Raw genomic sequence first — 23743 nt, 5'->3', positions numbered from 1 at the left:
GGATAACAGCTCGGGGCTTGTATCAGCGGTCCCCGGAGGCCCTCCGTTATTAGGACTATATAGGGGCTCTCCATCAAAAGCCGTCTTTATATCTGTGGTCGTCTTCTCAGATATTACAGCTCCATCTTCATTGATACTCCATTCGCTATGAACTGAATATTTAGCAAGGTCAAGCTCATCGCCAAATTTAAACTTGGCGATCCCTAAATCAATCTCCGCCTCAGACTTAGCGGAAATACCTACACTATAATCAGTTGTATATTTAACAACACCAAGAGTATCATCTGCGTCTTCCGATGCTGAAACCGTTCCGTACACACCTATGTTTGCAATATCTTTCCCTGCTTGCAATCTACCTTCCAATTTTTGGCTTCCATATCCAGCAGTAGCTGAAAGAGATATATTACCCCAATATGAAATCCCCTTACTATATTCAACCTTAAGACCATCAGAGTTAATAGAGGTATTAAAGTTACCAGTCTTATCAAGCGTCTTTGATAAATTAGCTTCCATTATAAGTCCTTTTATTTACAAAACTTCTCTTTAATTAACGGCGACACTTCACCAATCAACTTAGTGACAGGATCACCATGATGGAACCCTTTGCTGTATATACCATTAATCAATTCACCATTAACAATATCAAGAAATGACTCATCGAAATAATCATTTAATAAATCTGACAAACCGTTAGATGATTTATTACCATGAATTAAAATACCAATAAAAGCCTGTCTAACCTTCTTAACTATTTCATCACCTTCTGAAAGAACGGCTAAAATCGCCGCATTGCAACAATAAATATCAGAACTATACAAACTAAAAATAATGCCATTACTTATATCTTCATCTATAGTTTTCTTTCTTTTTTCTATGTAGTCCTCATAATTTTGATTACGCTCTCCAAATAAATTGACAGAATTTTCATTGAACAAAACTCTTTTTGCCTTTTCGGAGGTGTCGACAATAATCAGTATTAGATTGACATTTTCATCTTCAAATTCTCCTGCGCGCTTGAAGTCAATACCATAGCTATCATGTAAGATATCAGTCTGATTTCTAACCACTCTTTCAACATCCAGATCTGACAACTGGTCTGTAAAATTAACAACTTTGTAAGTTATTTCAGCAGTCCATTTTGTAACGCCATATTTTTCAGAATATATATATATTTTTAAAAAATCATCGATAGTGGAAGCGCAATCCTTCCCAATCTTGTCGACATTCGCATAAACATTTCCACAAAGCACCAACAATAAACAAAAAAATACACTACGCACCGTGCTATATCTCCAAAGCCAATTGTTATCAACACTGCACAAAAATTTCAAAAATATTCTATAATAAATTTTAATAATCATCATTTTAAATCCTCAAAATTTATCATAAAAATTCCAGAGCCACATATAAATAACGAACTTAATACGAATTTCTATACAACAGCCCCCTAAATATAAAGATAGAATCAAAATACTCTCCATCTACCAATAAGCCATACGCAATTGAAGAATAAAAAATATTGTTTGCATATACACAAGAGTATCTACTTTTAGCAGGGCCAGAATAAGCCGCAACTTTCGATATTTCTCTAGCATCGCTTTCTAATCCAACTCCCTTCAAGGTAGCAACGAGTAACTCTATAGATGCTCTTACGACCAAATCATCACCAATTATTCTTTTTGCTAAAGCAATTAGACTCAATGCATTTTTAGCCATCTTCCTAACTTTATCGACATCTTTTTTAAACATTGAAAAGGATAGCTGATTAGCGACAATCAAATATTGTTCTGCACATTCTATAGATCCATCCTCACACTCATTATTAGATAATGCCAATATTTCATCTCTATTAAAACGTCTCAAATATGAGTTAAATAGGTCTTCGTTGAAATCATCGACTCCATCATTTTCAACGCATGATTTATATGACTCAAGATACTCATCTTCCAACCCTTCTCGCTGAAGACCAAAAATTCCGGGCTGGTAATAATAGACCACTAACAAAAATATCAACGTGAATACGGAGAAGACAAAAAAAATATATATTTTTTTAAAATTTATTTTCAATACAAACTCCTTATAACCATATGATCATCTATCGCTCTCTTAGCGAATCTCGCCCATACCTTAAAAGCGGCGACAGAAAAAACTCAATCAGCCGTCGTCGACCTGTTTTGATCTCCGCACTCACTGCCATCCCGGATTTTAGATCAACTTCATATCCATCAATATTCATGCGTGATTTATCAATCGAAACCCGAACCGTATATATCAAACCCTGCTTGTCATCGACTGTCGCATCTGACGACAGCTTCAAGACCTCGCCGTCGATCAGCCCATATTTGGTGAAGGGAAAGCTGTCCACCTTGACCTCGACCTTCTGTCCCCGGTGAACAAATCCGACATCCTTATTGAGCAGCATCGCCTCCACTTCAAGAGGCACATCATCGGGTACGATCTTCATCAGCGCGTCGGCGGGCCTGACGACACCACCGACGGTGTGCACGGTCGACGCCTCGACTACACCATCAACCGGAGAGAGCAGCCGGTTGCGGCGCTCCCGCGTTTCCGCCGCCTTCAGTTCCAGCTCTGCCTGGGCGATCCGTTCCAGTGCATCCAGACGCTCCCCGACAACTGTCTTGCGGAAGGTCTCCTGCAGCTGCCTGCTCCTGTCCTGGATCGCTTGAGACTTGGCATTCAACTCCTGCAACTGCTGTTGCTGCACCGCCAGATCCTGTTGCTGCTCTATCAAGTCGCGTTTGACGTCGAGCCAACGTAACCTGGCCCCTACCTTTTGCTCCATCAGGGTGCGGAAAGCCTTCTCCTGCTCCTGGACGATGGGCAACAGTGCTTTCAGCCTGTCCACCTCGGCCTGTCCGGCCCGGTATTGCGCTTCGACCTGCCGCCGCTCGCTTTCCAGTGCCGCCAGACTGGCGCGATACTCGTTCAGGTCGGCTTGCAGCTTATGCTGCTGCTCCCGGAAGCGTATCGGGTCGGTATCCGACAACATAAGCAGCTCGGCGGCCTCTCCATCCAACAGTCTTAATGTCACTTCAAGCCTGCGCGCTTCAATACGAGCATCACTCAGCGCCTGGATGATCCGGTCCTTGCTCACTTCGCTTTCCGTTGGATCCAGCTCAACCAGTAGTTGACCGGCGTTGACATGCTGCCCGTCGGTCACATGTATCGCCCGCACCACACCCAGCTCTACCGGCTGCACGATTTTCACCTGGCCGCCCGGCACCAGCTTCCCCCTCGCAACCGCAACGGTATCGATCTGTCCCCAGTAGGCCCAAACCAACACTAGTGTCATCACCACCCCTATAAGCAGTGCCACTGATCGGCCAAGCGGCGAAGCCGGTGTTTCCAGGATCTCCAATGCGGCCGGCAGAAACTCCAGTTCATCCCGGCGTGCAGATCCATCTGTGCCGATATACCAGTTCCTCAACCGTGCCGTCAGATACGAAACCCGATCCGTCATCGCCTGTACCCTATGCCGCTTGTTGACGATGCAGGTGTGCATATACACCTTGCTGCTGGATGAGTTCCTGGTGAGCACCGGCTTCGATCAATATCCCTTTGTCCATGACCAGGATACAGTCGGCCTGACGAACGGCGGACAGCCGGTGTGCAACGACGATAACCGTGCGACCGCGGCAGATCTGTTTCATGTTCTCTTGAATGATACGTTCCGATTCGTAGTCCAGAGCGCTCGTAGCCTCATCTAATATCAGGATACGAGGATCCGTCACCAAAGCACGGGCAATGGCGATACGCTGGCGCTGCCCACCGGATAGGTTACTCCCCCGCTCTTCAAGTACGGTGTCGTATCCTTGCGGCAGTCCAAGAATGAAATCGTGGGCACCGGCCATGCGAGCCGCATGCACGATGCGCTCCATAGACAAGGATGGATCCGCAAGCGCGATGTTTTCGCGAACCGTTCGGTTGAACAACATGTTGTCTTGCAAGACAACCCCGACCTGACGTCGCAGCCAGGCGGGGTCGACCAATGTAAGATCGACACCGTCCACCAACACGCGTCCCGACTGAGGTATATAAAGGCGCTGGACCAACTTGGTTAACGTACTTTTGCCAGACCCGGAGCGTCCGACCACGCCAACCATCTTGCCGGGCGGTATACTGAACGACAGATTCCGCAGTATCTCCGGGCCATCGGCCTTGTAGCGGAACGTCACCTGTTCGAAACTGACCTCCCCCTTGATAGGCGGCATCCGGGTGCGACTGATCTGCTCGGATTCTCCGGGGCAGTCCAATACATCTCCCAGTCTGTCGATGGCAATCCGCATCTGTTGGAACTGCTGCCAGAGCTGTGCCAAACGCAGGATTGGCCCGTTGACCTGCCCCGCCAGCATATTGAATGCGATCAGCTGCCCCACGCTTATATCACCGCCGATAACGAGGCGGGCACCAAACCATAACGTAATCGTCACCACGAGCTTGTTGATCAGCGCAACACCCTGATTGCCGATCAGACCAACCTGCATCGCTCGGAACGACGATTTCACGTAGGCGGCAAGCTGTTCCTCCCAGTGTTGGCGCATCTGCGGCTCTACCGCCATCGACTTAAGGGTTTCGATACCGGCCATCGACTCCACCAGGAATGACTGATTGGCGGCACCGCGCTGAAACTTTTCCTCAACCCGACGCCGCAGCACCGGAGTAATCAGCAGTGACAGCGCTATGTAGAAGGGTATGGCGCCGAGCACAATCCAGGTCAGTGTGGGGCTGTAGTAGTACATCACGCCGAGAAATACGAAGGTGAACAGCAGGTCGAGCACGACGGTCAGCGCCGAACCGGTCAGGAAATCGCGGATCGTCTCCAGTTCCCGAACCCTGGCAACGGTCTGACCGATGGGTCGAGAAGCAAAATAGTTGAGGGGGAGGGAGAGCAGGTGGCGGAAGAGACGAGTACCCAGCTCGACATCAACCCGGCTCGTGGTGTGGGAGAATATATAGGTTCTCAGCCCACCCAGAACCACCTCGAACAGGGTAATGCCGAGGAGCCCGATTACGAGCACATCAAGCGTGGTCAGCCCTCGATGTACCAACACCTTATCGACGACGACCTGGAAGAAGAGCGGCGATACCAGCGCAAACAGCTGAAGAAAAAAGGAGGCCGACAACACCTCGACGAAGAGACGTCGATATTTATAGAGAGCCGGAATAAACCAGCCAAGGTCGAATGAGCGGGTTTCTCCCTCGACTCCGGCCCGCCGGGTCGCGAGAACGAGCGTTCCGGTCCACTCTTGCAGAAAATCGTCTCGGGATAATGTCTGAGGCGCATTCCCCGGGCGTTGTAGCAGCACCTGATCATCCGTTACCTTGGCAAGAACGAAAAACTGCCCGGCTTGATCTTGCCCAATGGCCGGCAGCGGCACCTTGGATAAACGATCACGTTTCACGACCACTTCGCGGGCCTTCAAGCCCTGTTGCTTGGCAGCTCTAACCAAAGACAGGGTATCGACTGGCTTTCCGGCCGGAACGTATTGGTGGTGCAGCTGGGCGAGATCAGAAGGGAGCTTGTGATACTTCAGAAGTATCGCCAAGCACAGGATTCCCGTGTCCTGAACGGTATCGTGCTTATAATGAGCGGCCTGATCTTTTGACGTTACATCCATTTTGACCCGAGGACTATCCATAGCCTGTCGTCCATTGCCGTTATCCACACTCGATCCAGAGTTTGCGCAGGATTTCGGCAGCAACAAGTCTCCTTTTGGAGACATATGCTCAAATACTAACCAACCGAGTTATCTCTTTCAAGCCCTGAGAATTAACGCCAAGAAACCCAGGTTTCAGGGAAGTTAGCCTCCTTCGGCACAGGAGCTAGCAGACTACTGCCGGGTGATACGGGTGACCGCAACCTGACGGCGCAACGCCTTGATCACCCGGGCCAGGTGGATGCGGTTATACACGGTCAGCTCCATCTGCACGCTGTTCAGCTGTCCGTCACGCTCGCCGGAGTCGATCTTCAGCAGGTTGGCTTCCGCCGACGCGACTGCCATCGCCAGTTGCGCGATCATACCGCGCTGGGACTCCACCTCGAGCGACAACGCCACCGGATACTCCTCGTCGCCGCTGCCGGACCACTCGAGGTAGATGCACTTCTGCGGATCCTCTTTCATGTAGCCGATATTGCGGCAATCGGTGCGGTGCACCACGAGCCCGCGCCCGGTGCTGATATGGCCGATGATGCTGTCGCCCGGGATCGGATGGCAGCATTTGGCGTAGTGGAGCACGGTCCCTTCGGCGCCCTGGATCGCCATCGGCTTGCGTGACGGGCTCGAACCGGCAGTGTCGCTGTCGGCGTCCACCGGCTGCTCCGCACGCAGACGACGCGCCACCACGTAGGCCATGCGGTTGCCCATGCCGATATCCTCGAGCAGCGCATCCATATCGGCCAGTTCCGCCTCCTTGAGCAGCGCGTCAAGCTTGTCCGCATCCACATCATCGACGCTGGAGCCGTAGTTGGACATGAACTGGTTGAGCAGGCGACGGCCAAGCTCGATCGACTCGTGTCGCTGTTGATTCTTCAGGAAGTGTCGAATGCTGGAACGCGCCTTGCCGGTCACCACGAAGTTGAGCCAGGCCATATTGGGCTGGGCGCGGGGCGTAGTGATGATCTCGACGGTCTGCCCGCTTTCCAGCGGCTCGGACAGAGGTGCCAGGCGGCGGTTGATGCGGCAGGAGACGCAGGAGTTGCCGATATCGGTGTGCACGGCGTAGGCGAAATCCACCGGGGTGGCGCCACGCGGCAGTTCCAGGATCCGTCCCTTGGGCGTAAACAGGTATACCTCATCCGGGAACAGATCCTTCTTCACATGATCGATGAACTCCATCGAGTCACCGGCGCGGCGCTGCATCTCCAGCAGTCCCTGTACCCATTTGCGCGCCCGGTTGTAGGAGCCCACGGCACTGTCGGAGTCGCCGTAGACCTTGTAGTGGCTGTGCTCGGCGATCCCCTGGCTGGCCACCGCGTCCATCTCGCGGGTGCGGATCTGCACCTCGATGGTCACCCGCGAGCCGAACAGCGCGGTGTGCAGCGACTGGTAGCCGTTGGCCTTGGGAATCGCGATGTAGTCCTTGAACCTCCCCGGCAGCGGCTTGTACAGGTTGTGCACGGCGCCGAGGATGCGGTAACAGTCATCCACCGTTTCGGTGACGATGCGGAAGCCGAACACGTCCATGATCTCGCTGAACGACTTCTTCTGGCTCTTCATCTTGCGGTAGATGCTGTACAGGTGTTTCTCGCGGCCGGTGACGATCCCCGGCAGATGCTCCTGATCGAGACGGCCCTGAATCGCCTGCTCGATCTGGGTGATGACATCGCGGCGCTGGCCGCGCGCCTTGACCACGGCCCGGCGAATATACTTGGCGCGCATCGGGTAGAACGCCTGGAACGCCAGGTCCTCAAGCTCTACCTGCAGATCGCGCATGCCCAGACGGGCTGCGATCGGGGCGTAGATATCCAGGGTTTCGCGGGCGATGCGGCGCTGCTTGTCCGGACGCATGGCGCCCAGCGTGCGCATGTTGTGCAGGCGGTCGGCCAGTTTGACCAGGATGACGCGGATATCCTCTGCCATCGCCAACACCATCTTCTGGAAGTTCTCCGCCTGGGCCTCGGCCTTGGTTTCGAACTCCAGATGGGTCAGCTTGGAGACGCCGTCGACGATATCCGCCACCGGCTTGCCGAACTGGGACTCTATCCCCTCGTAACTGATCTCGGTGTCTTCGATCACATCATGCAGCATCGCCGCCATCAGGCTTTGATGATCCATATGCATCTCGGACAGTACGCCGGCCACCGCCAGCGGGTGGGTTACATAGGGCTCGCCGCTCTTGCGCCGCTGACCGTCATGGGCCTGCTCGGCGTAGAAATAGGCACGACGCACCTGCCGAATCTGTGCCAGATCCAGGTATTCGGTCAGGTTTTCAGAAAGTGCGTCGATTGTCGGCATCATTCCCCAGGCTCCACGTGTTATCCCTGCACCAGATTGGACTGGATGCAGTTTAACCCCTAAGGAAGATGATGCCGTATCCGGAGACGAAGGGAAAGATCAGGCCTCTTCGCGCTCGTCGAGCACGGTCCGGTCAACCAGACCTTCGGCGATCTCGCGCAGTGCAACGACGGTCGGCTTGTCGTTTTCCCACTCGACCTTGGCGTCCTTACCACCGGTGGCCAGCTGACGGGCGCGGCGGGAGGCAACCATCACCAGCTCAAAGCGGTTATCAAGGTTATCCAGGCAATCTTCAACTGTTACACGTGCCATTGCAGTCCTCGGCGGGAAGTTGGGTCTAAATGAAAAGACTGGGTAGTTTACGGTCCGATCAAACCTTAGACAAGAGGGCGGCCAGCAACGCCTCGTGACGCTGCTGCTGCATCTTCTGGGTCAAACGTGCGCTGCGAAACAGCGACGCGAGATCGGCCAGTGCGGTTTCGAAGTCGTCGTTGACGATCAGGTAGTCGAATTCGCCATAGTGACTGATCTCCGACACCGTTTTCGACAGACGACGCTGGATCACCTCTTCGGTATCGGTGCCGCGCCCGCGCAGTCTGCGCTCCAGCACCTCGCGACTCGGCGGCAGGATAAACACGGAGCGCGCCTCTGGCATCAACCGGCGTACCTGCTCGGCGCCCTGCCAATCGATCTCCAGAATGACATCCAGCCCTCTTGCCAGCTGCTCCTGAACCCAGACCTGGGAGGTACCGTACTTGTTGCCGAACACTTCGGCGTACTCCAGGAACTGACCGTTTTCGATCTTGGTCTCGAACTGTTCCGGGGTGACGAAGTTGTAATCCACACCCTCTATCTCCCCCTCACGACGCGGGCGCGTAGTGTGGGAGACCGACACAACCACCTGCGCATCGCGTTCGAGCAGTGCCTTGACCAGACTGGTTTTGCCCGCTCCCGATGGAGCGGAGACGATATAGAGGTGTCCGAGCTGTTTCATAGGGTTGTGCCGAGTGTTGTTAGCAGAGGCGGCATTCTAGCAGAAAGCCCTTGTCGATGTTATGACGCAAGGCCTTGCCAATGCGCGCCGTCACCCCTTCAACTCGGCCAGCAGGTTGTCCGGAATCGCCGCGCTCTCCTTGACGCGCTTGGTGACGATATAGGTGTAGTAGCGTTTGAGACCGATATCGGCATTGAGCAGACGGTCGACGAAACGCTGATAGTCATCGATGGAGGGTGCGATCACCTTGAGCAGGTAGTCGATCCCCCCGCCCAGCGCCCAGCACTCCAACACCTCCGGCTGCGCCTGCATCTCCCGTTCGAAACGGCTGAAATCGATCGCCTGGTGGCTGGCCAGCTCCGCCTGCATGAACACAATGGTTCGGTGGCTGATCATCGACCAGTCCACCCGCGCGCCGTAGCCCTCGATAATGCCGAGCTGTTCCAGATGCTGCAGCCGCTCCCAGCAGGGTGTCGGCGACAGGTTGACCCGCCGCGCCAGCTCGGTCTTGGTGATCCGTCCCTCCCGTTGCAGGATCGACAGCATCTGAATATCCCGATCGTCCAATTTTACCCTCATACCCGGCGCAACCGCTCTCCTTTAACCCAGCCAAGACAGATGATTTATTTGCTGTGGATCGATCTGCCCAGCCCCTGGCGCAGCGCCAGGCGCAGGGCATGATCGGCGATGGCGGTGTCCTGCACGCCGGTGCCGGTCAGGTCACAGACGCTGATCTGGTCGTCGGAGCTGCGTCCCGGATGCCGACCGGCGCAGAGCGCCGACAGCTCGGGCAGATCGATCTGCGCATCCAGCGCACCGGCCAACACTGCGCTGCGCAGCTCGCCCCGCTCCAGCGACTGGCTGAGGCGATCGACGATCAGCACATCCGCATCGGCCAGTACCTGTGGCGCGAGCTCGTTCTTCAACGGTGAGTCCGAACCCATCGCGGTGATATGCAAGCCGGGGTGCAGCCACTCGGCCCGGATCAGCGGCTCCCGTGCCGGTGTCGTGGTCACCACCAGCTGCGACTCCTGCACCAGCATCTCGACACTGTCAGCCACCGATACCGGCAGTTTGAGGCTGCGCGACCGCTCGGCAGCATACTCCGCCGCCTTGTCCGCATCGCGCCCCCAGACCAGCACCCGCTCGACGCTGCGCTCCAGCAGCAACGCCTCGATCTGCAACCGGGCCTGGACGCCGGTACCTATCACCCCGACGGTGTGTACCTGCTGCGGTGCCAGATAGCGCGCGGCAACGCCGCCGGCCGCGGCGGTGCGCAGATCGGTCAGGTAACCGTTATCGAGCAGCACCGCGCTGACCATGCCGGTGTCGGCACTGAGCAGCACCATCAGCCCGTTCAGGCTGGCCAGCCCCTTGGACGGATTGTCGAAAAAGCCGGGGCTAACCTTGATCGCAAAGTTATCCACACCCGGCACCCAGGCGGTCTTGATATCCACCTCGCCGTTAACCGCCGGCAGATCCATGCTCAGCACCGGCGGCATCACCACGCCCGGTTCGGCCAGCCGGGCAAAGGCGTCGGCGATCACGTCATTCAGCTCGCCGCTCAGGGCGACGCATTGGCGCAGCTCGGCTTCGGTCAGTATCTTGATCTCGGCCATGCGTACCTCCTGCCCTGTTCGGCCGGTTAATCCACGGTGGGCGTGTTCCACACCTCATGCGTGCCATCGACGATGGCGGTAAAACTGTCCATATCCACGTTGCGACCGGAGACGATAATCGCCACCCGTCGCCCGAGTCGTTCAGCCAGCGCCGCACGGCGCGGAGGTTCCAGCAACAGCGCCGCACCCAGCGCCGCGGCACCCTCAGCCACCAACTGTTCCTCGCGATAAAGATGACGCATGCTGCGCGCGATCTCGATCTCCTCCAGCAGCACATATTCGTCCATCAACCTGCGCACGTGGGCGAAGGTGTAACGGTTGTGCAGTCCAATGCCGCCGCCGAGGGAATCGGCCAGGGTGGCAAGCTCCTCCACATCCACCGGTTTGCCCGCATCGAGGCTGGCCGCCATCGCCGCACCGCGCGCCGGACTGACACCGATCACCCGGATAGAGGGCTTGATCGCCTTCGCCGCCAGCGCGATGCCGCTGAGTAGCCCGCCGCCGGACAGCCCGACGATCAGCGTGTCCACCTCCGGCCACTCCTCCAGGATCTCCAGCCCGATGGTGCCCTGGCCGGCGATGATATCGGCGTGGTCGAACGGCGGTATCTCGATCATCCCCTGCTGCTTGACCAGCTCCTCCACCAGTTGCTGCGCCGCGTCCTGACTGTTGCCATGGATGCGCACATCGGCGCCCAGCCGGCGGATCGCTTCCACCTTGTTGCCCGGCACCAGCGCCGACAGGCAGATGGTCGCCTGCACCCCGAGCTGACCGGCCGCCCAGGCCAGCGCCCTGCCGTGATTACCGGTGGAGGCACAGACCACCCCCTTGGCCCGCTGCTCGACACTGAGATTGGCCAGCGCATTGACCGCGCCGCGCAGCTTGAATGCGCCGGTGGGCTGGGTGGTTTCCAGCTTTAGCCTGACCTCGGTCTGCGCGTCAGACAGGCTCAACGCCGGAATCAGTGGGGTTCGCGTCACCCGCCCGGCGATCGCCCGGCGGGCGCGATAGATCTGGGCCAGTTCGATCAGTTTCATGCCACTCGTCCGTTTTCGGCGGACATCAGCTTCAAGCGCTGTAGCGCCATGGCGATATGGCGACGGCGCAGGTTGCCCAGCGCCACCAGCTGTCCGCTCTCGATCAACTGCATGGTTTCGCGGATCTCGTTGCAGAACAGTTCCGCTTCCATCGAGATCACCTCCTCCCGCATCAGGAACGGCCACATGCGTGAGGAGCGGTAGAACAGCATCACCAGTACCTCGCGCAGGGCGTGATTGCCGACCAGCTCCATCAGCGCCTCGAAAAACTCGATATTCACCTGGGCAAACAGCCGCCGCGGCGACTGGGCTTCGGCCACGCCGATCGCTCTGTCCAGGGTTGCCTGCACCCGCAGTAGCAGATCGTCCGTGGGCGGTAGCGGCGACATCAGTCCCAGCTGGGAGGCCAGCTCCATACGCAGCTCATACACATCGCACAGGTAGTCGAAATCGATTTCGGTGACCTGGGTGCCGACGCCGTGGCGGATCTCCACCAACCCCTCCAGCTCCAGTCGCCCCAGCACGCGCCGGATCGGTGTGCGGCTGACGCCGAACTCCTTGGCCAGTGCCACTTCGGACAGGCGGGTACCCGGCTCGTAGTCGAGCAGGCAGATGCGGCTGCGCAGTGTGCGGTAGAGATTGTCGAAGCGCTGCTCCGCGCTGCTGCCGCCTTCGCCGGCGCCAGTGTCGACGGCGTTTTCAGGTAAAGCGTTCATGGTTGCCCTGTCGATCCCGTTAAGCCAATCACAGATGTTCTGCGTTCGATAATGCCCCAGTTCTCGAACCACGACTATTGTTGCGCCCCGTTATGCGCGGCGAACCTGTGCCGTTACACCACCAAGACCGGGCAATCGGCCATCCCCGCCACCTTTTGCGATACACTGCCGACGAGGAAATTTTCCGCATCGCCCAGACCATGACTGCCGACCACGATCAGGTCGATCGCGTTGCGCCCGGCAAACTCGACGATGGTCTTGGCGGTATGACCGCTTTTGACGAACGCCCGCACGCCCGGGCAGCCCTGCTCGATCGCGTAGCGTTTGAAACTCTCCGCCACCTCCTGTGCATAACTTTTCATCAGATCGTCCATATGCTCAGGCTCGCGCGGACGCACCATCGACATCGACGCCTCGCGCAGGCTATGGTGACGGAATACCGACAGGATCATCAGCTCCGCACCATGCACCTTCTGCAGCTCGACCACCAGTTTGAGCGCTTCGAAAGCCCCTTCGGAACCGTCGGCCGGTAGCAATATGCGTTTGAACACAGGCGCCTCCTTAAGCTTTCGCGAACGCTAGATCGCGCAGGAACAGGGCGATATCGGGGAAGAAGATCAGCGCCACCGCCACCGCCAGCAAAATCAACACGAACGGTGGCGTACCGCGGATCACTTCGAAATAGGGGCGTTTGAACACCGCCATGGCGGTGAAAATATCGCAGCCGAAGGGTGGTGTGGCCGACCCGATCGCCACCTGCAGGGTGATGATGGTACCGACCAGTACCGGGTCTAACCCTACAGCTTCCACTACCGGTGCGAAGATTGGTACCAGAATCAGGATCACCACGATCGGGTCAACGAACATGCAGCCGATAAAGAAGGCGATCGAGATCACGAACAGCACACCGATCGGCCCCATATCGGCGACGCCGACGGCGCCGAGCAGCTCCTGCGGAATACGGGCAAAGGAGATCACCCAGGAAAATGCAGCGCCGGCCCCCACCAGTATGAACACCACACCGGTGATCAGACCGGTGGACTTGGCTGTTTCGTAGATATCGCGCGCGCTGATGGCGCGGAACACAACGAACTCGAGCAGAATGGCGTAGAGCACACAGACCGCCGCTGCCTCGGTGGGGCTGAAGATACCGCCATAGATGCCGCCGACGATGATCACCGGGAAGCCCAGTGGCCAGATCGCCTGCTGTACCGAGCGCGCCCGCTCCTTCCAGCTCGCTTTCGGTTCGGTGGGCACATCCTTGATGCGGGCGTAGATCATGCTGTAGATCGAGAACAACACCAGGATCAGCAATCCCGGTCCGATACCGGCGATGAACAGCTCGGAGATCGAGGTGTTGGAGACCACGCCGTAGATGATCATGCCAATGCTGGGCGGGATCAGGAAGGCGATATCGCTGGAATTGACGATCAGCGCCAGCACGAAGTTGTCCTTGTAGCCCGCCTGCAGCATGCGCGGGCGCAACGGAGAACCCACCGCCACCACCGTGGCCTGAGTCGAGCCGGAGACGGCCCCGAACAGGGTACAGGCGGTGGCGGTACTGACCGCCAGGCCGCCCTTGATATGACCGACAAAGCTCATCACCATGTCGATCAGACGGTTGGCGGAGTGGCCGCGGGTCATGATATCCGCAGCAAAGATAAACATCGGCACAGCGATCAGCGACGCCGGTCGAATACCGGCCATGAACTGCTGCACCATGAAATCCATCTTGTCGATGCCGTTGAACAGCTCGAAAAAGCCGATAAAGGCGCCGACGATCAGAGGAATCATCATCGGAAAGCCCAGCAACAGCAGGACAATCATGGTGAGAAAGATGGTTGCGGCCATGCCCGGCCCTCCTAAAACTCGCCTACCTAAAGTTCCACTTCGGTGTCGTCATACCCTTCGAGCACCTTGGTCGACAGGTAGATATCCTTCTCCACCAGGTTCTTCACCGCGGTCAGTGCATACTGTATGCCGGTGACCGCGAACCCGACCGGGACCCAGAGATAGATCCAGTACACCGGAATCTGCAGCGCCGGAAGGATGCGACCTGAGGTGGCCACTTTGTCGATATAGCCGACGGAGAAGTAACAGAGCGCAAACATGCAGAGTGAGGAGATCACCGCAATGCCGACCATGAACACCTTGCGCATCGCCGTCGGCAGCGCATCATAGATCGCCGACATGCGGATATGGCGACCGTGGCGGGCGGCGTAGCCGATCCCGGCGAAGGTGATCAGTACGATCAGGATGCGGTTCACCTCTTCGCTGAAGAACAGGCTCTCCTGGAATACGAAGCGGCCGATCACGTTGGAGATGGTGTTCAGCGCCATCAACAGCACGCTCAGCGCAAGACCCGCGGCTTCAAGCCGACTGATGATCGAATCGATGGTGCCAAGGAAGCCGGGCAAGGCAGAGTCATGCTCGCCCGGAGGGGATTTATTGGTCATTACACTGCTCCCGGAAATTGCCCGCAGCTGAGCATCCATATGCCGCGGGATAACCGTAAAGGATGGCGGGATCTGCGGCCCCGCATACAGCGCAGGCGCCATCGCCAGGGGGCGCAGATCCCGCACCTGACCCGAGGATCAAAGCCCCCCCGGGTCAGCTACCGGTCAACATTTACTTCTTGGTGACCGCCTCGAGATCGGCTTTCATCTGATCAAGGATCGCCTTGCCGCTATCACCGGTCATCTCGATGAACTTCTTCTCCACCTCGGCCGCAGCCGCCTTGAACGGAGCACGTTCCTCTTCCGTGAGTACGTTGACGACCATCTCCGGCTTGGCCTTCATGATCTTGTCCATCGACTCCTCGGTGAGGCCTTTCTGATACTCGATGATGTAGTCGAAGGCGGCCTGACTGGCGTCTTGCACCACCTTTTTGTCCGCATCGCTGAGGCCGTCATAAAACGCCTTGTTGGCCATCACCGCGGTGGTGAAGTTGCTGTGACCGGCGAAGGTGATCACATCGGTGACCTCGTACATCTTGGTCGATTCGATCCAGAATGCCGGGTTCTCCTGGCCCTGAATGATATTGGTCTGCAGTCCGCCGTACACCTCACCCCAGGGCAGAGGTGTCGGAGTGGCGCCAAACGCCTGGTAGGTTTCCACCAGCAGCGGGTTGGTCATGACGCGGAACTTGACGCCATTCAGGTCGGCGGGCCGCTTCACCGGTTCCTGGGTGGTCATGGCGACCTCCCCCTCCGGGAACATCTTCAACAGCTCCAGGCCCTGCTCGGCATACAGCCTCTTGAAGTCTTCATTGATCGCTTTGCTGGTACGGAAAAATTCGTTCAGCTCTGCCGGATCGGCGGGCAGCAGATAGGGTACGAAAAACACCTGGGCTTCGGGAATCACCGCGCCGGTAAAGCCGGGAGACTGGTCGACAAACTGCAGAATGCCGGCCTGAGTCTGCTCCATGATATCGGCGGATTCACCCAGGGTACCGTAGGGGAACAACTCCACTTCATGGTCAGAGTTCTTCTCGATCTCCTCCTTGAACTTGGTCGCATAGATCCCCTGAACGTCGGTCAACGCCTCTTCGAAGGCATAACGCCAGGTGTCAGCCTGCGCCACACCAGTGCTCATGACCAAACCGGCCAGCACACTGGCGATAAATGTCGGAGTGAGTGGTTTCTTCATCTGAAATCCCTCTGCTTGAAGTTTTGGATTCGGATTGGACTCGCGCCCGCGAACGAGAAGAGGCAGTCCCGAAAGACTCCATTCTCGGTCGCCAGCGCCTTTTCAACATACAGCCTGAGTCTGGGAATGCAAACTAGATGTATACATATGCGTAATTTGGTACTACATATTAGCCATAAATAGCCATACAAGCTCAAAAACCAGCTGTACATGTGTACATCTTAGTCCAAAACACAGAAATTGGGGCTGCACAGATGAAAGCGAGTCGCCTGCGTTTCGAGGTAGCGGAGTATTTGGCCCGCCAGGCCAAAACCCGCAGAGCGATGATCGAGCAGGGGATCGACCTGCTGGTGATCGCCGATCCATCCAACATATGCTGGCTCACCGGTTACGACGCCTGGTCCTTCTACGTCTACCAGTGCGTGGTGATCAGTGCCGACAGCGAGCTGTTCTGGTTCGGTCGTGGTATCGATGCCCCGGCCGCGCATATCACCACCAATCTGCCGGACGAGGATATCGTCGCCTACCCGGACCACTATGTGCAGTCATCGGAGGTGCACCCCACCGAATACCTGGCCCAGGTGCTCAAGCAGCGCCAGCTCGACCGCGGTCATATCGGTGCCGAGATGGACAACTACTACCAGACCTACCGCGGCATGCACCTGCTGATGGAGTGCTTGCCGGATTCGACCTTCTGCGACGCCACCGCGTTGGTGAACTGGCAGCGGGCGATCAAGTCACCGACCGAGATCGCCTACATGCGCCGCGCCGGCGAAGTGATCGAGCAGGTGTACCAGCGGGTGTTGGCAGTGGCCGAGCCCGGCATGCGCAAGAACGACCTTATCGCCGAGATTCTGCACGCCGGTACCCGCGGTACACCGCAGGTCTACGGCGACTATGCCGCGATTCAGCCGCTGATATCCTCCGGCAAGGAGGCCTGCGCCTGCCACCTGACCTGGGATGACAAGCCGCTGCAGCACAACAGCGGTATCTGCCTGGAACTGGCCGGCACGCACCACCGCTACCACTGCCCGGTCAGCCGCACCCTGCATTTCGGTCCGCCGCCGAAAAAGTATCGCGATATCGAGGCGGTGATCCTTGATGCCATCGACATGGTGCTGGAGATGTGCAGGCCCGGAACCCGCTGCTGTGAGATCGCCGACGCCTTTACCCGGCATATCCGCCGTCACGGCTACGAGAAGGAGAATCGCTGTGGTTACTCCATCGGCCTGAGCTATCCACCGGACTGGGGCGAGCGCACCATGAGCCTGAGGGATATCGACGATACCGAACTGCAGGAGGGGATGTGTTTCCACTTCATGCCGGGGATGTGGTTCGACGACTGGGGCTTCGAGATCACCGAAAGCCTGTGCGTGACCCCCGATGGCGGCCAGACGCTGTCCCAGGTGCCGCGCCATCTGTTCGTGAAATAGGAGCGCCTCAGCCGTTTCTAAATTAAGGGCCTCAGCTGTTTCCAGGACAAGAGCCTCAGCTGTTTTTAAGATAGGAGCCAGAGCATGCGAGCCAATCCGATTACGCCGACCATCGACTATGACCGCGAGGGTATCCAGCATGGCTTCCTGCGCCTGCCCTACTCCCGCAACGACTCCGCCTGGGGCGCGGTGATGATCCCGGTCACCCAGTTCAAGCACGGCGAGGGTCCTACCGCGCTGCTCTCCGGCGGCAACCACGGAGACGAATACGAAGGGCCGACCGCGCTGTTCAACTTTGCCGCCCGCGACCGTATCGACGATATCCAGGGCCGTATCATCATCGTGCCGGCGATGAACTACCCCGCCTTCCAGGCCGGCACCCGGGTATCCCCCATCGACAGCCTGAACCTGAACCGGATCTTCCCGGGCCGCCCCGACGGCAGTGTGACCGAAGTGATCGCTGACTACTTCTCCCGCACACTGGTGCCGATGGCCGACTACGTGCTGGATATCCACTCCGGCGGCAAGACCCTCGATTTCCTGCCCTTTGCCGCCTCCCATATTCTTGACGACAAGGCTCAGCAGCAGCGCTGCGCAGCCGCCGCCAGGGCATTCGGCGCCCCCTACCGACTGCAGATGCTGGAGATCGATGCCGCCGGCCTGTACGACACTCAGGTGGAGAGCTGCGGCAAGGTGTTCGTCACCACCGAGCTCGGCGGCGGCGGTACCACCTCGCCGGACACTGTCCGCATCGCCAAACGGGGTGTGGATAACTTTCTGATCCACGCCGGCATCCTCGACGGGACAGTAGAGGCGCCGGAGCGGGAGAGCCTCTCTCTGGACATGCCCGACTTCCGCTCCTTTCTGTTCAGCGAACACACGGGGCTGGTAGAACCCTGCGTCGCCCTCGGCGACCAGGTCTGCGAGGGTCAGCCGATGGCGCGCATCCACAGTATCGAGCGCACCGCGCTTGCACCGGCTGTGTACCGGGCGCCCCGAGACGGCCTGGTGATCGCCCGCCACCTGCCCTCGCGAATCCAGATTGGCGACTGCCTGTTTGTGATTGGTGAAGTGGTGTGAGGGATAAGTAAGAGATTGTATCCGCGATATGCTATTCGGGGGTACCCGGCAGCTTGGTTCAATCTTGGGCTATGTCAGCTCGGTGGAGTATGAGCGCGAAGGTGTATAATCAAGTGTCTACATTTTCTGGGTAGGCCCAAATGACACTGCTGCACAAATGAAGCACAATGCAGCCGCATGTAAGGACTAATTGCAGCGCACTCGCGATTGATACTCAAATCAAAGAGAAAACCACAGTCATGTTGGCCAGAATGGGACAGACTGTTTTCGACACCATTCGGATGTTATTTCCTTGTATTTGGCCGACATAACATTTTCCTTTGATATCAATCGAGCCCAGCCGCCATCGGATACAAAGAAGCTATAGAGGCTCGCCTGAAGAAATCCAAGAACACCTAAGTCACGGACCTTAGCCCATGGATCGAATACAACAGCTCAACTACGAAAAGGACTTCCGCATTGCCTTCTTGGAATCCAAGGGGGACGGGTTTCAACACCTGTTTGAGAAGCTGATGTCGAAGGCTCATCCCAACGATTTCATGGCTTGCCGGCCCTGGGGCAATGCTGGAGACCGGAAAAACGACGGATATTTACCTTCCGCGCGAATTCTGTTCCAGAGCTACGCCCCCAATGAATTGAGCGCCGCCGAGGCCGTCAAGAAGATCAACGAGGATTTCGAGGGTGCCAAAGGGCATTGGGAAGAATATTTCGATGAATGGACCTTTGTCCACAACGCACCGGATGGTCGCCTGAGCCCACATATCATCGAAGCCCTAGCCAAACTCAGGCAGGACAATCCGAAGATCAGAATCGGCCACTGCGGATACGAAGAAATGTTGGCCAAGTTCCGCCAGTTAAGCCTGCAGGATCTTGAATCCTGGTTCGGCCCCTCACTAACGATGGAAGCGAACATCAATCTGGGCTTTAGCGACTTGGTGGCCGTACTTACCCATATCAGCACCATGCCCGTGCCTACGACGAGCGATGTGAAGGATGTTTCGCGCGGAAAGATCGAGGCAAACCTTCTGTCTCAAGCTGTCGCCGACTTCCTGAAGATCGGCATGCAAAAGTCACCTCTCGTCGCACAGTTTTTCAATAACTGGAAGAACCCTACCTACGGCGAACAAATCGCGCAGGCATTCAAAAGCGAGTACGTGGCGCTACGGGATGAAGTTCCCCAACTCCATCCCGATGAAATTTTCGGACGCCTCGAAGCATGGGCGGGAGGCACTGCAAATACCACGCCCACACATAAGGCGGCAGTGTTGGCCGTCATGGCGTACTTGTTCGACAAGTGCGAGATTTTTGAAGACGCTCAAGTGGTGGGGACAACATGATCCTGCCATCCAAGCATCTGCCGCCGGATCGTGCCCTATTGACCGTCGGCGCGCATGTTTTGACTTTCCTTGCACACCCCAAGACGGTCTCTGCGCTTTGGGAGGAGTTGAACAAGCAGGACTCAAGTTCGGCCTCAACGCCTCGGCGAATTACCTATGATTGGTTCTTGCTCGCCCTCGATTTATTGTACGCACTTGGAACCATCGAACTTGAAAGCGGCCTTGTGGCACGGAGGACAGTGTGATTCATCACATTTTCAGTACGCTACCTAGCTTCAAGAATCTTGGGGATCTGAAGCCAGGCCTGAATGTGCTGCTTGCTCAAAAAACTGAAGGTTCGACCAGCAAGCAAACACGCAATCGCGCCGGCAAAACCAGCTTTGTTGAGCTGGTTCATTTTCTGCTTGGTGCCGACGCCGGTCCAGACTCGATTTTCCGCACCCCTGAACTGGCGGAGCATACCTTCCGCATGGACTTCGATCTAAAGTCGGAACGCACGGTCGTCGAGCGCAGCGGTGGTTCCAAAGCTAAAATCTTTGTGACGGCTCCTCCTTCAGCGAAGGTCAAGTTTTCAGCCACCGAGTGGTGTACGTTTCTCGGCGAACAAATGTTTGGGCTGAGCAGTCTCGAAGCTGCGGGCAGCAAACCGCCGTCGTTCCGGTCGCTGTTTGCCTACTTTGTGCGCCGACAGTCAAGCGGCGCCTTCATGACGCCGGAAAAGCAGGCAACGATGCAGGGTACTGGCGACATGCAGATGGCGCTGATGTTCCTGCTCGGATTGGACTGGCAAATTGCCCGTGATTGGCAAGCTGTTCGCGACCGAGAAAAGACCCTCGAAGAACTGAAGAAAGCGGCCGGGAACGGTGTGTTCGGTTCCATCATCGGCAAGGCCGCTGACTTGCGCACCGAGCTGACCATTCAGGAAGCTCGTCTCAAGAAGCTCCACGCTGAAGTTGAGACTTTCCAGGTCTTGCCGGAATACCGGGAACTGGAGGTCGAAAGCGCCACGTTGACCCGCCAGCTCAACGATTTGGCCAACGCCAACACCATCGACTTCTCGGCTATTCGTGATCTGGAAAGCGCACTTGCCTCCGAGGTCCCTCCGGACCATGAAGACCTCCAGGCTGTCTATCAAGAAGCAGGCATTGTGCTGCCCAGCTTGGTTAAACGCCGCTATGAGGACGTGAAGAGCTTTCACGAATCTGTGGTGCGTAATCGTAAGGATTATCTGTCCAGCGAACTTGAAGCGGCAAAGTTGCGTATCGAACTGCGTGACGGACAAAAGGCTCGACTCGACCAGCGACGCGGAGAAATCCTGGGCATTCTCAAGAGCCATGGTGCGCTCGAACAGTTCCTCAAGCTGCAAGGAGAACTTGGCCGACAGGAATCCGAAGTGGAATCACTGCGGCAACGATTCGAAGCGGCAGAACAACTCGAAGGAACCAAGAACGAGCTGGACATCGAACGCAATCGCCTCACGATCCGGCTGCGGCGTGACTTTTCCGAGCAGAAGGATCGACTGGCGGAAGCCATCGTTGCCTTCGAGGAAACCTCACAACGCTTGTATGAATCGGCCGGCAGCATGACGATCGATGAAACCTCCAACGGACCGATATTCAAGTTCCCGATGCAGGGCGAACGCAGCAAAGGCATCAAAAATATGCAAATTTTCTGCTTCGATATGATGCTTATGCGCTTGTGCGCCAAGAGACAGATCGGGCCAGGATTCCTGATCCATGACAGCCATCTATTCGATGGCGTTGACGGGCGCCAAGTCATCAGCGCATTGCGTCTTGGCTCGGAGATCGCGCAGGAGCTTGGTTTTCAATACATCGTGACGATGAATGAAGATGATGCCTTCAAGGAGACCATCGACGGCTTCGACCTTAACGACTATGTGCTACCTAAACGCTTGACCGATGCCACCGAAGACGGTGGATTGTTTGGCATAAGGTTTGGTTAAACAGATTGGTAGCAATTGGAATCTAACCGTGGCGTCTCATCGTTGCCCTAACGGGAAATAAGGATAATGCGGAGAAATATTCGACCCTGCCGCTGAGGGTGAGGGTCGGCACCGCGCTATCGAGGGTCGGTCCTGCCTCTTCTGGCTGACCGTCTGCCGCCACGGATGGCGGCTGCGAGCCCCCAGGGAGGGGTTTACGGCGTGTCAGACAGAAGAGGCAGGACCGGCCCGTATACTCTGTAACAAATCGAACAAGCCCTCCAGCCAGCGGCCAAGTTCTGAAAACCTCATCACATACCTCGCGAACGTGTTCCCGATACCCTCTCTCTCAGAACCTGTAAAAAAAGAGAATCTCTCCCCAACAGGACCCAAGTTCAGAAAACCTCTCCCGCCAGTCCGACCCACAATGAGGGTATGCATTGTGACAACAGGAGGGCCTGACTATGCAGTCGATGCAGAAACGCCATGCACGGGATGCCGATCTGGACAGATTGCAGGATCCCACCCTGCTACGGGAGTTCGCCTATATCAACGGCGAGTGGTGTTCCGGCGACGCCGACGCGCTGATCGAGGTGCGCAACCCGGCGAGCGGTAACTGGCTCGGCTCGGTCGCCAGCCTCAGTGCCGACCAGAGCCGCGCCGCCGTGCTGTGTGCGCAGGAGGCGTTCGCCGACTGGTCGATGAAACTGCCGCAGGAGCGCGGCCAGATCCTGCACCGCTGGTTCGAGCTGATGCGTGAGAACCGCGAGGACCTGGCACTGCTGATGACGCTGGAGCAGGGCAAGCCGATCTCCGAAGCGCGCGGCGAGATCGACTACGCCGCCTCCTTCCTCGAGTACTACGCCGAGGAGGGCAAACGCCTCAACATCGAGAGTGTGATGTCGCACCTGGAGCGCGCCGAGGTAGAGCTCTGGCGCGAACCGCTCGGTGTTGCCGGGCTGATCACGCCGTGGAACTTCCCCTCGGCGATGCTGACCCGCAAGGCGGGCGCGGCGCTGGCCGCCGGATGCAGCGTGGTTGCCCACCCCTCCTGGGAAACGCCGTTCTCGGCTCTTGCATTGGCCGAGCTGGCGGAACGTGCCGGCATGCCGCCCGGTGTGTTCAACGTACTGACCGGCGAAGCGCCGACCGTGGTTGCGCCCTGGACGGTGATGCCGGAGGTGCGTGCATTGTCGTTTACCGGCTCCACCGAGATCGGCCGTCGCCTCTACCGCCAGAGTGCGGAAACAGTGAAGCATCTGGTGCTGGAGCTGGGCGGTCACGCCCCCTTCCTGGTGTTTGCCGATGCCGACCTGGAGCACGCGGTCGACTGCGCCATCGATGCCAAGTTCGCCACCTCGGGTCAGGACTGCCTGGCGGCGAACCGGATTCTGGTGGAGCGCCCGGTGTACGAGGCCTTCTGCCGCCGCTTTGCCGAGAAAACGGAGGCGCTGTCGGTGGGCTCCGGCATCGACGATCCGCAGATCGGGCCGCTGATGAACGAGCGCGCCATCGCCAAGCAGGAGGAGCAGGTCGCCGACGCCCTGCTGCACGGCGCCCGCCTGCTCACCGGCGGCAAACGCCACCCGGCCGGAGCGCTGTTCTTCCAGCCCACGGTACTGGTCGACGTACCGGCGGAAGCATCGATCTTCCGCGAGGAGACCTTCGGCCCGGTGGCCGCCATCGCCCCGTTCGACAGCGAGGAGGAGGCGATACGGCGTGCCAACGACAGCGAATATGGCCTGGTCAGCTACATCCACACCGAGAGCGCCCACCGCATCTACCGTCTGACCCGGGCGCTGCAGTACGGCATGGTGGCGGTCAACCGCACCAAGGTCACCGGCGCCCCGATCCCGTTCGGTGGCATGAAGCAGTCCGGCCTCGGCCGCGAAGGTGCGCGCCTGGGGATCGAAGCCTTTACCGAAGTGAAATATGTCTGTCGCGATTACGCCTGACCGGCC

21 protein-coding genes are annotated in these 23743 nt (G+C 57.3%); 6 read left to right on the top strand and 15 right to left on the bottom strand.

Annotated elements, in window-relative coordinates:
* Window positions 1–524: 524 nt before the first annotated feature.
* From KQ940_RS07195 to KQ940_RS07125, 15 genes are all read right to left on the bottom strand, one after another.
* On the bottom strand, window positions 525–1364 hold the full coding sequence (locus tag KQ940_RS07195; protein ID WP_217412759.1) for a hypothetical protein: 840 nt from the start codon (window positions 1362–1364) through the stop codon (window positions 525–527).
* A gap of 55 nt (window positions 1365–1419) precedes the next feature.
* Window positions 1420–2067, bottom strand: a complete 648-nt coding sequence (locus KQ940_RS07190) for a hypothetical protein (RefSeq protein WP_217412758.1) — start codon at window positions 2065–2067, stop codon at window positions 1420–1422.
* Window positions 2068–2095: 28 nt separating this feature from the next.
* Window positions 2096–3481 carry an HlyD family type I secretion periplasmic adaptor subunit gene (locus KQ940_RS07185; RefSeq protein WP_217412757.1) on the bottom strand — a complete coding sequence of 462 codons (1386 nt, stop codon included), beginning with the start codon at window positions 3479–3481 and terminating at the stop codon, window positions 2096–2098.
* A 10-nt stretch (window positions 3482–3491) separates the two neighbouring features.
* Window positions 3492–5723, bottom strand: coding sequence for a type I secretion system permease/ATPase (locus tag KQ940_RS07180; protein WP_281419219.1), 2232 nt, complete (start codon window positions 5721–5723; stop codon window positions 3492–3494).
* A gap of 129 nt (window positions 5724–5852) precedes the next feature.
* Window positions 5853–7976 carry a RelA/SpoT family protein gene (locus KQ940_RS07175; RefSeq protein WP_217412831.1) on the bottom strand — a complete coding sequence of 708 codons (2124 nt, stop codon included), beginning with the start codon at window positions 7974–7976 and terminating at the stop codon, window positions 5853–5855.
* A 99-nt stretch (window positions 7977–8075) separates the two neighbouring features.
* Window positions 8076–8288: a DNA-directed RNA polymerase subunit omega gene (gene rpoZ / locus KQ940_RS07170; RefSeq protein ID WP_036188105.1), complete on the bottom strand. Its 213-nt coding sequence runs from the start codon at window positions 8286–8288 to the stop codon at window positions 8076–8078.
* 58 nt (window positions 8289–8346) lie between these two features.
* Window positions 8347–8970 carry a guanylate kinase gene (gmk, locus tag KQ940_RS07165; protein ID WP_217412756.1) on the bottom strand — a complete coding sequence of 208 codons (624 nt, stop codon included), beginning with the start codon at window positions 8968–8970 and terminating at the stop codon, window positions 8347–8349.
* A 90-nt stretch (window positions 8971–9060) separates the two neighbouring features.
* A complete protein-coding gene (locus KQ940_RS07160; protein WP_217412755.1) occupies window positions 9061–9549 on the bottom strand; it encodes an Lrp/AsnC family transcriptional regulator in 489 nt (162 codons plus the stop codon).
* Window positions 9550–9593: 44 nt separating this feature from the next.
* Window positions 9594–10589 carry a cyclodeaminase gene (locus KQ940_RS07155; protein WP_217412754.1) on the bottom strand — a complete coding sequence of 332 codons (996 nt, stop codon included), beginning with the start codon at window positions 10587–10589 and terminating at the stop codon, window positions 9594–9596.
* A 26-nt stretch (window positions 10590–10615) separates the two neighbouring features.
* Window positions 10616–11626 carry a hydroxyectoine utilization dehydratase EutB gene (gene eutB, locus KQ940_RS07150; protein WP_217412753.1) on the bottom strand — a complete coding sequence of 337 codons (1011 nt, stop codon included), beginning with the start codon at window positions 11624–11626 and terminating at the stop codon, window positions 10616–10618.
* Window positions 11623–12342 (bottom strand): GntR family transcriptional regulator, encoded by a 720-nt coding sequence (locus KQ940_RS07145; RefSeq protein WP_217412752.1) that lies wholly within the window; start codon window positions 12340–12342, stop codon window positions 11623–11625. Before KQ940_RS07145 ends, eutB begins: the two co-directional genes overlap by 4 nt.
* Window positions 12343–12455: 113 nt before the next feature.
* On the bottom strand, window positions 12456–12893 hold the full coding sequence (locus KQ940_RS07140) for a universal stress protein (protein WP_217412751.1): 438 nt from the start codon (window positions 12891–12893) through the stop codon (window positions 12456–12458).
* 10 nt (window positions 12894–12903) lie between these two features.
* Window positions 12904–14193 (bottom strand): TRAP transporter large permease, encoded by a 1290-nt coding sequence (locus tag KQ940_RS07135; RefSeq protein ID WP_217412750.1) that lies wholly within the window; start codon window positions 14191–14193, stop codon window positions 12904–12906.
* A gap of 26 nt (window positions 14194–14219) precedes the next feature.
* The gene (locus KQ940_RS07130; protein WP_217412749.1) at window positions 14220–14798 is read right to left on the bottom strand and encodes a TRAP transporter small permease; all 579 of its coding nucleotides are present in this window, start codon (window positions 14796–14798) and stop codon (window positions 14220–14222) included.
* A gap of 172 nt (window positions 14799–14970) precedes the next feature.
* A complete protein-coding gene (locus KQ940_RS07125; protein ID WP_217412748.1) occupies window positions 14971–15990 on the bottom strand; it encodes a TRAP transporter substrate-binding protein in 1020 nt (339 codons plus the stop codon).
* 254 nt (window positions 15991–16244) lie between these two features.
* Here KQ940_RS07125 and KQ940_RS07120 point away from each other — a divergent pair, with 254 nt between their 5' ends.
* The 6 genes from KQ940_RS07120 to KQ940_RS07100 all read left to right on the top strand — a co-directional run bounded on the left by KQ940_RS07120 (window position 16245) and on the right by KQ940_RS07100 (window position 23737).
* Complete coding sequence (locus tag KQ940_RS07120; protein WP_217412747.1) at window positions 16245–17423, top strand: M24 family metallopeptidase; 1179 nt, start codon at window positions 16245–16247, stop codon at window positions 17421–17423.
* 84 nt (window positions 17424–17507) lie between these two features.
* Window positions 17508–18503 (top strand): N(2)-acetyl-L-2,4-diaminobutanoate deacetylase DoeB, encoded by a 996-nt coding sequence (gene doeB, locus KQ940_RS07115; RefSeq protein WP_217412746.1) that lies wholly within the window; start codon window positions 17508–17510, stop codon window positions 18501–18503.
* A gap of 416 nt (window positions 18504–18919) precedes the next feature.
* Window positions 18920–19840 carry an ABC-three component system protein gene (locus tag KQ940_RS07110; protein WP_217412745.1) on the top strand — a complete coding sequence of 307 codons (921 nt, stop codon included), beginning with the start codon at window positions 18920–18922 and terminating at the stop codon, window positions 19838–19840.
* On the top strand, window positions 19837–20085 hold the full coding sequence (locus tag KQ940_RS23055; RefSeq protein WP_343222626.1) for an ABC-three component system middle component 6: 249 nt from the start codon (window positions 19837–19839) through the stop codon (window positions 20083–20085). Before KQ940_RS07110 ends, KQ940_RS23055 begins: the two co-directional genes overlap by 4 nt.
* Window positions 20082–21803: an ABC-three component system protein gene (locus tag KQ940_RS07105; protein WP_217412744.1), complete on the top strand. Its 1722-nt coding sequence runs from the start codon at window positions 20082–20084 to the stop codon at window positions 21801–21803. The genes KQ940_RS23055 and KQ940_RS07105 overlap by 4 nt, the downstream gene beginning before the upstream one ends.
* Before the next feature lie 443 nt (window positions 21804–22246).
* Complete coding sequence (locus KQ940_RS07100) at window positions 22247–23737, top strand: NAD-dependent succinate-semialdehyde dehydrogenase (protein ID WP_246589826.1); 1491 nt, start codon at window positions 22247–22249, stop codon at window positions 23735–23737.
* Window positions 23738–23743: the final 6 nt, after the last annotated feature.

Source organism: Marinobacterium ramblicola, from assembly GCF_019084545.1.
GTDB lineage: Bacteria > Pseudomonadota > Gammaproteobacteria > Pseudomonadales > Balneatricaceae > Marinobacterium_D > Marinobacterium_D ramblicola.
Note: the sequence above shows the minus strand (reverse complement) of the source record. Positions and strands in the feature narration are given on the sequence as shown.

What these genes read in the sequence shown, in the direction of transcription:
- KQ940_RS07195 (WP_217412759.1), bottom strand. Translation starts at nt 1,364, where the DNA reads ATGATGATTATTAAAATTTATTATAGAATATTTTTGAAATTTTTGTGC.
- KQ940_RS07185 (WP_217412757.1), bottom strand. Translation starts at nt 3,481, where the DNA reads ATGACGGATCGGGTTTCGTATCTGACGGCACGGTTGAGGAACTGGTAT.
- KQ940_RS07175 (WP_217412831.1), bottom strand. Translation starts at nt 7,976, where the DNA reads ATGCCGACAATCGACGCACTTTCTGAAAACCTGACCGAATACCTGGAT.
- rpoZ (WP_036188105.1), bottom strand. Translation starts at nt 8,288, where the DNA reads ATGGCACGTGTAACAGTTGAAGATTGCCTGGATAACCTTGATAACCGC.
- gmk (WP_217412756.1), bottom strand. Translation starts at nt 8,970, where the DNA reads ATGAAACAGCTCGGACACCTCTATATCGTCTCCGCTCCATCGGGAGCG.
- KQ940_RS07160 (WP_217412755.1), bottom strand. Translation starts at nt 9,549, where the DNA reads ATGAGGGTAAAATTGGACGATCGGGATATTCAGATGCTGTCGATCCTG.
- KQ940_RS07155 (WP_217412754.1), bottom strand. Translation starts at nt 10,589, where the DNA reads ATGGCCGAGATCAAGATACTGACCGAAGCCGAGCTGCGCCAATGCGTC.
- eutB (WP_217412753.1), bottom strand. Translation starts at nt 11,626, where the DNA reads ATGAAACTGATCGAACTGGCCCAGATCTATCGCGCCCGCCGGGCGATC.
- KQ940_RS07145 (WP_217412752.1), bottom strand. Translation starts at nt 12,342, where the DNA reads ATGAACGCTTTACCTGAAAACGCCGTCGACACTGGCGCCGGCGAAGGC.
- KQ940_RS07135 (WP_217412750.1), bottom strand. Translation starts at nt 14,193, where the DNA reads ATGGCCGCAACCATCTTTCTCACCATGATTGTCCTGCTGTTGCTGGGC.
- KQ940_RS07130 (WP_217412749.1), bottom strand. Translation starts at nt 14,798, where the DNA reads ATGACCAATAAATCCCCTCCGGGCGAGCATGACTCTGCCTTGCCCGGC.
- KQ940_RS07125 (WP_217412748.1), bottom strand. Translation starts at nt 15,990, where the DNA reads ATGAAGAAACCACTCACTCCGACATTTATCGCCAGTGTGCTGGCCGGT.
- KQ940_RS07120 (WP_217412747.1), top strand. Translation starts at nt 16,245, where the DNA reads ATGAAAGCGAGTCGCCTGCGTTTCGAGGTAGCGGAGTATTTGGCCCGC.
- doeB (WP_217412746.1), top strand. Translation starts at nt 17,508, where the DNA reads ATGCGAGCCAATCCGATTACGCCGACCATCGACTATGACCGCGAGGGT.
- KQ940_RS07110 (WP_217412745.1), top strand. Translation starts at nt 18,920, where the DNA reads ATGGATCGAATACAACAGCTCAACTACGAAAAGGACTTCCGCATTGCC.
- KQ940_RS23055 (WP_343222626.1), top strand. Translation starts at nt 19,837, where the DNA reads ATGATCCTGCCATCCAAGCATCTGCCGCCGGATCGTGCCCTATTGACC.
- KQ940_RS07100 (WP_246589826.1), top strand. Translation starts at nt 22,247, where the DNA reads ATGCAGTCGATGCAGAAACGCCATGCACGGGATGCCGATCTGGACAGA.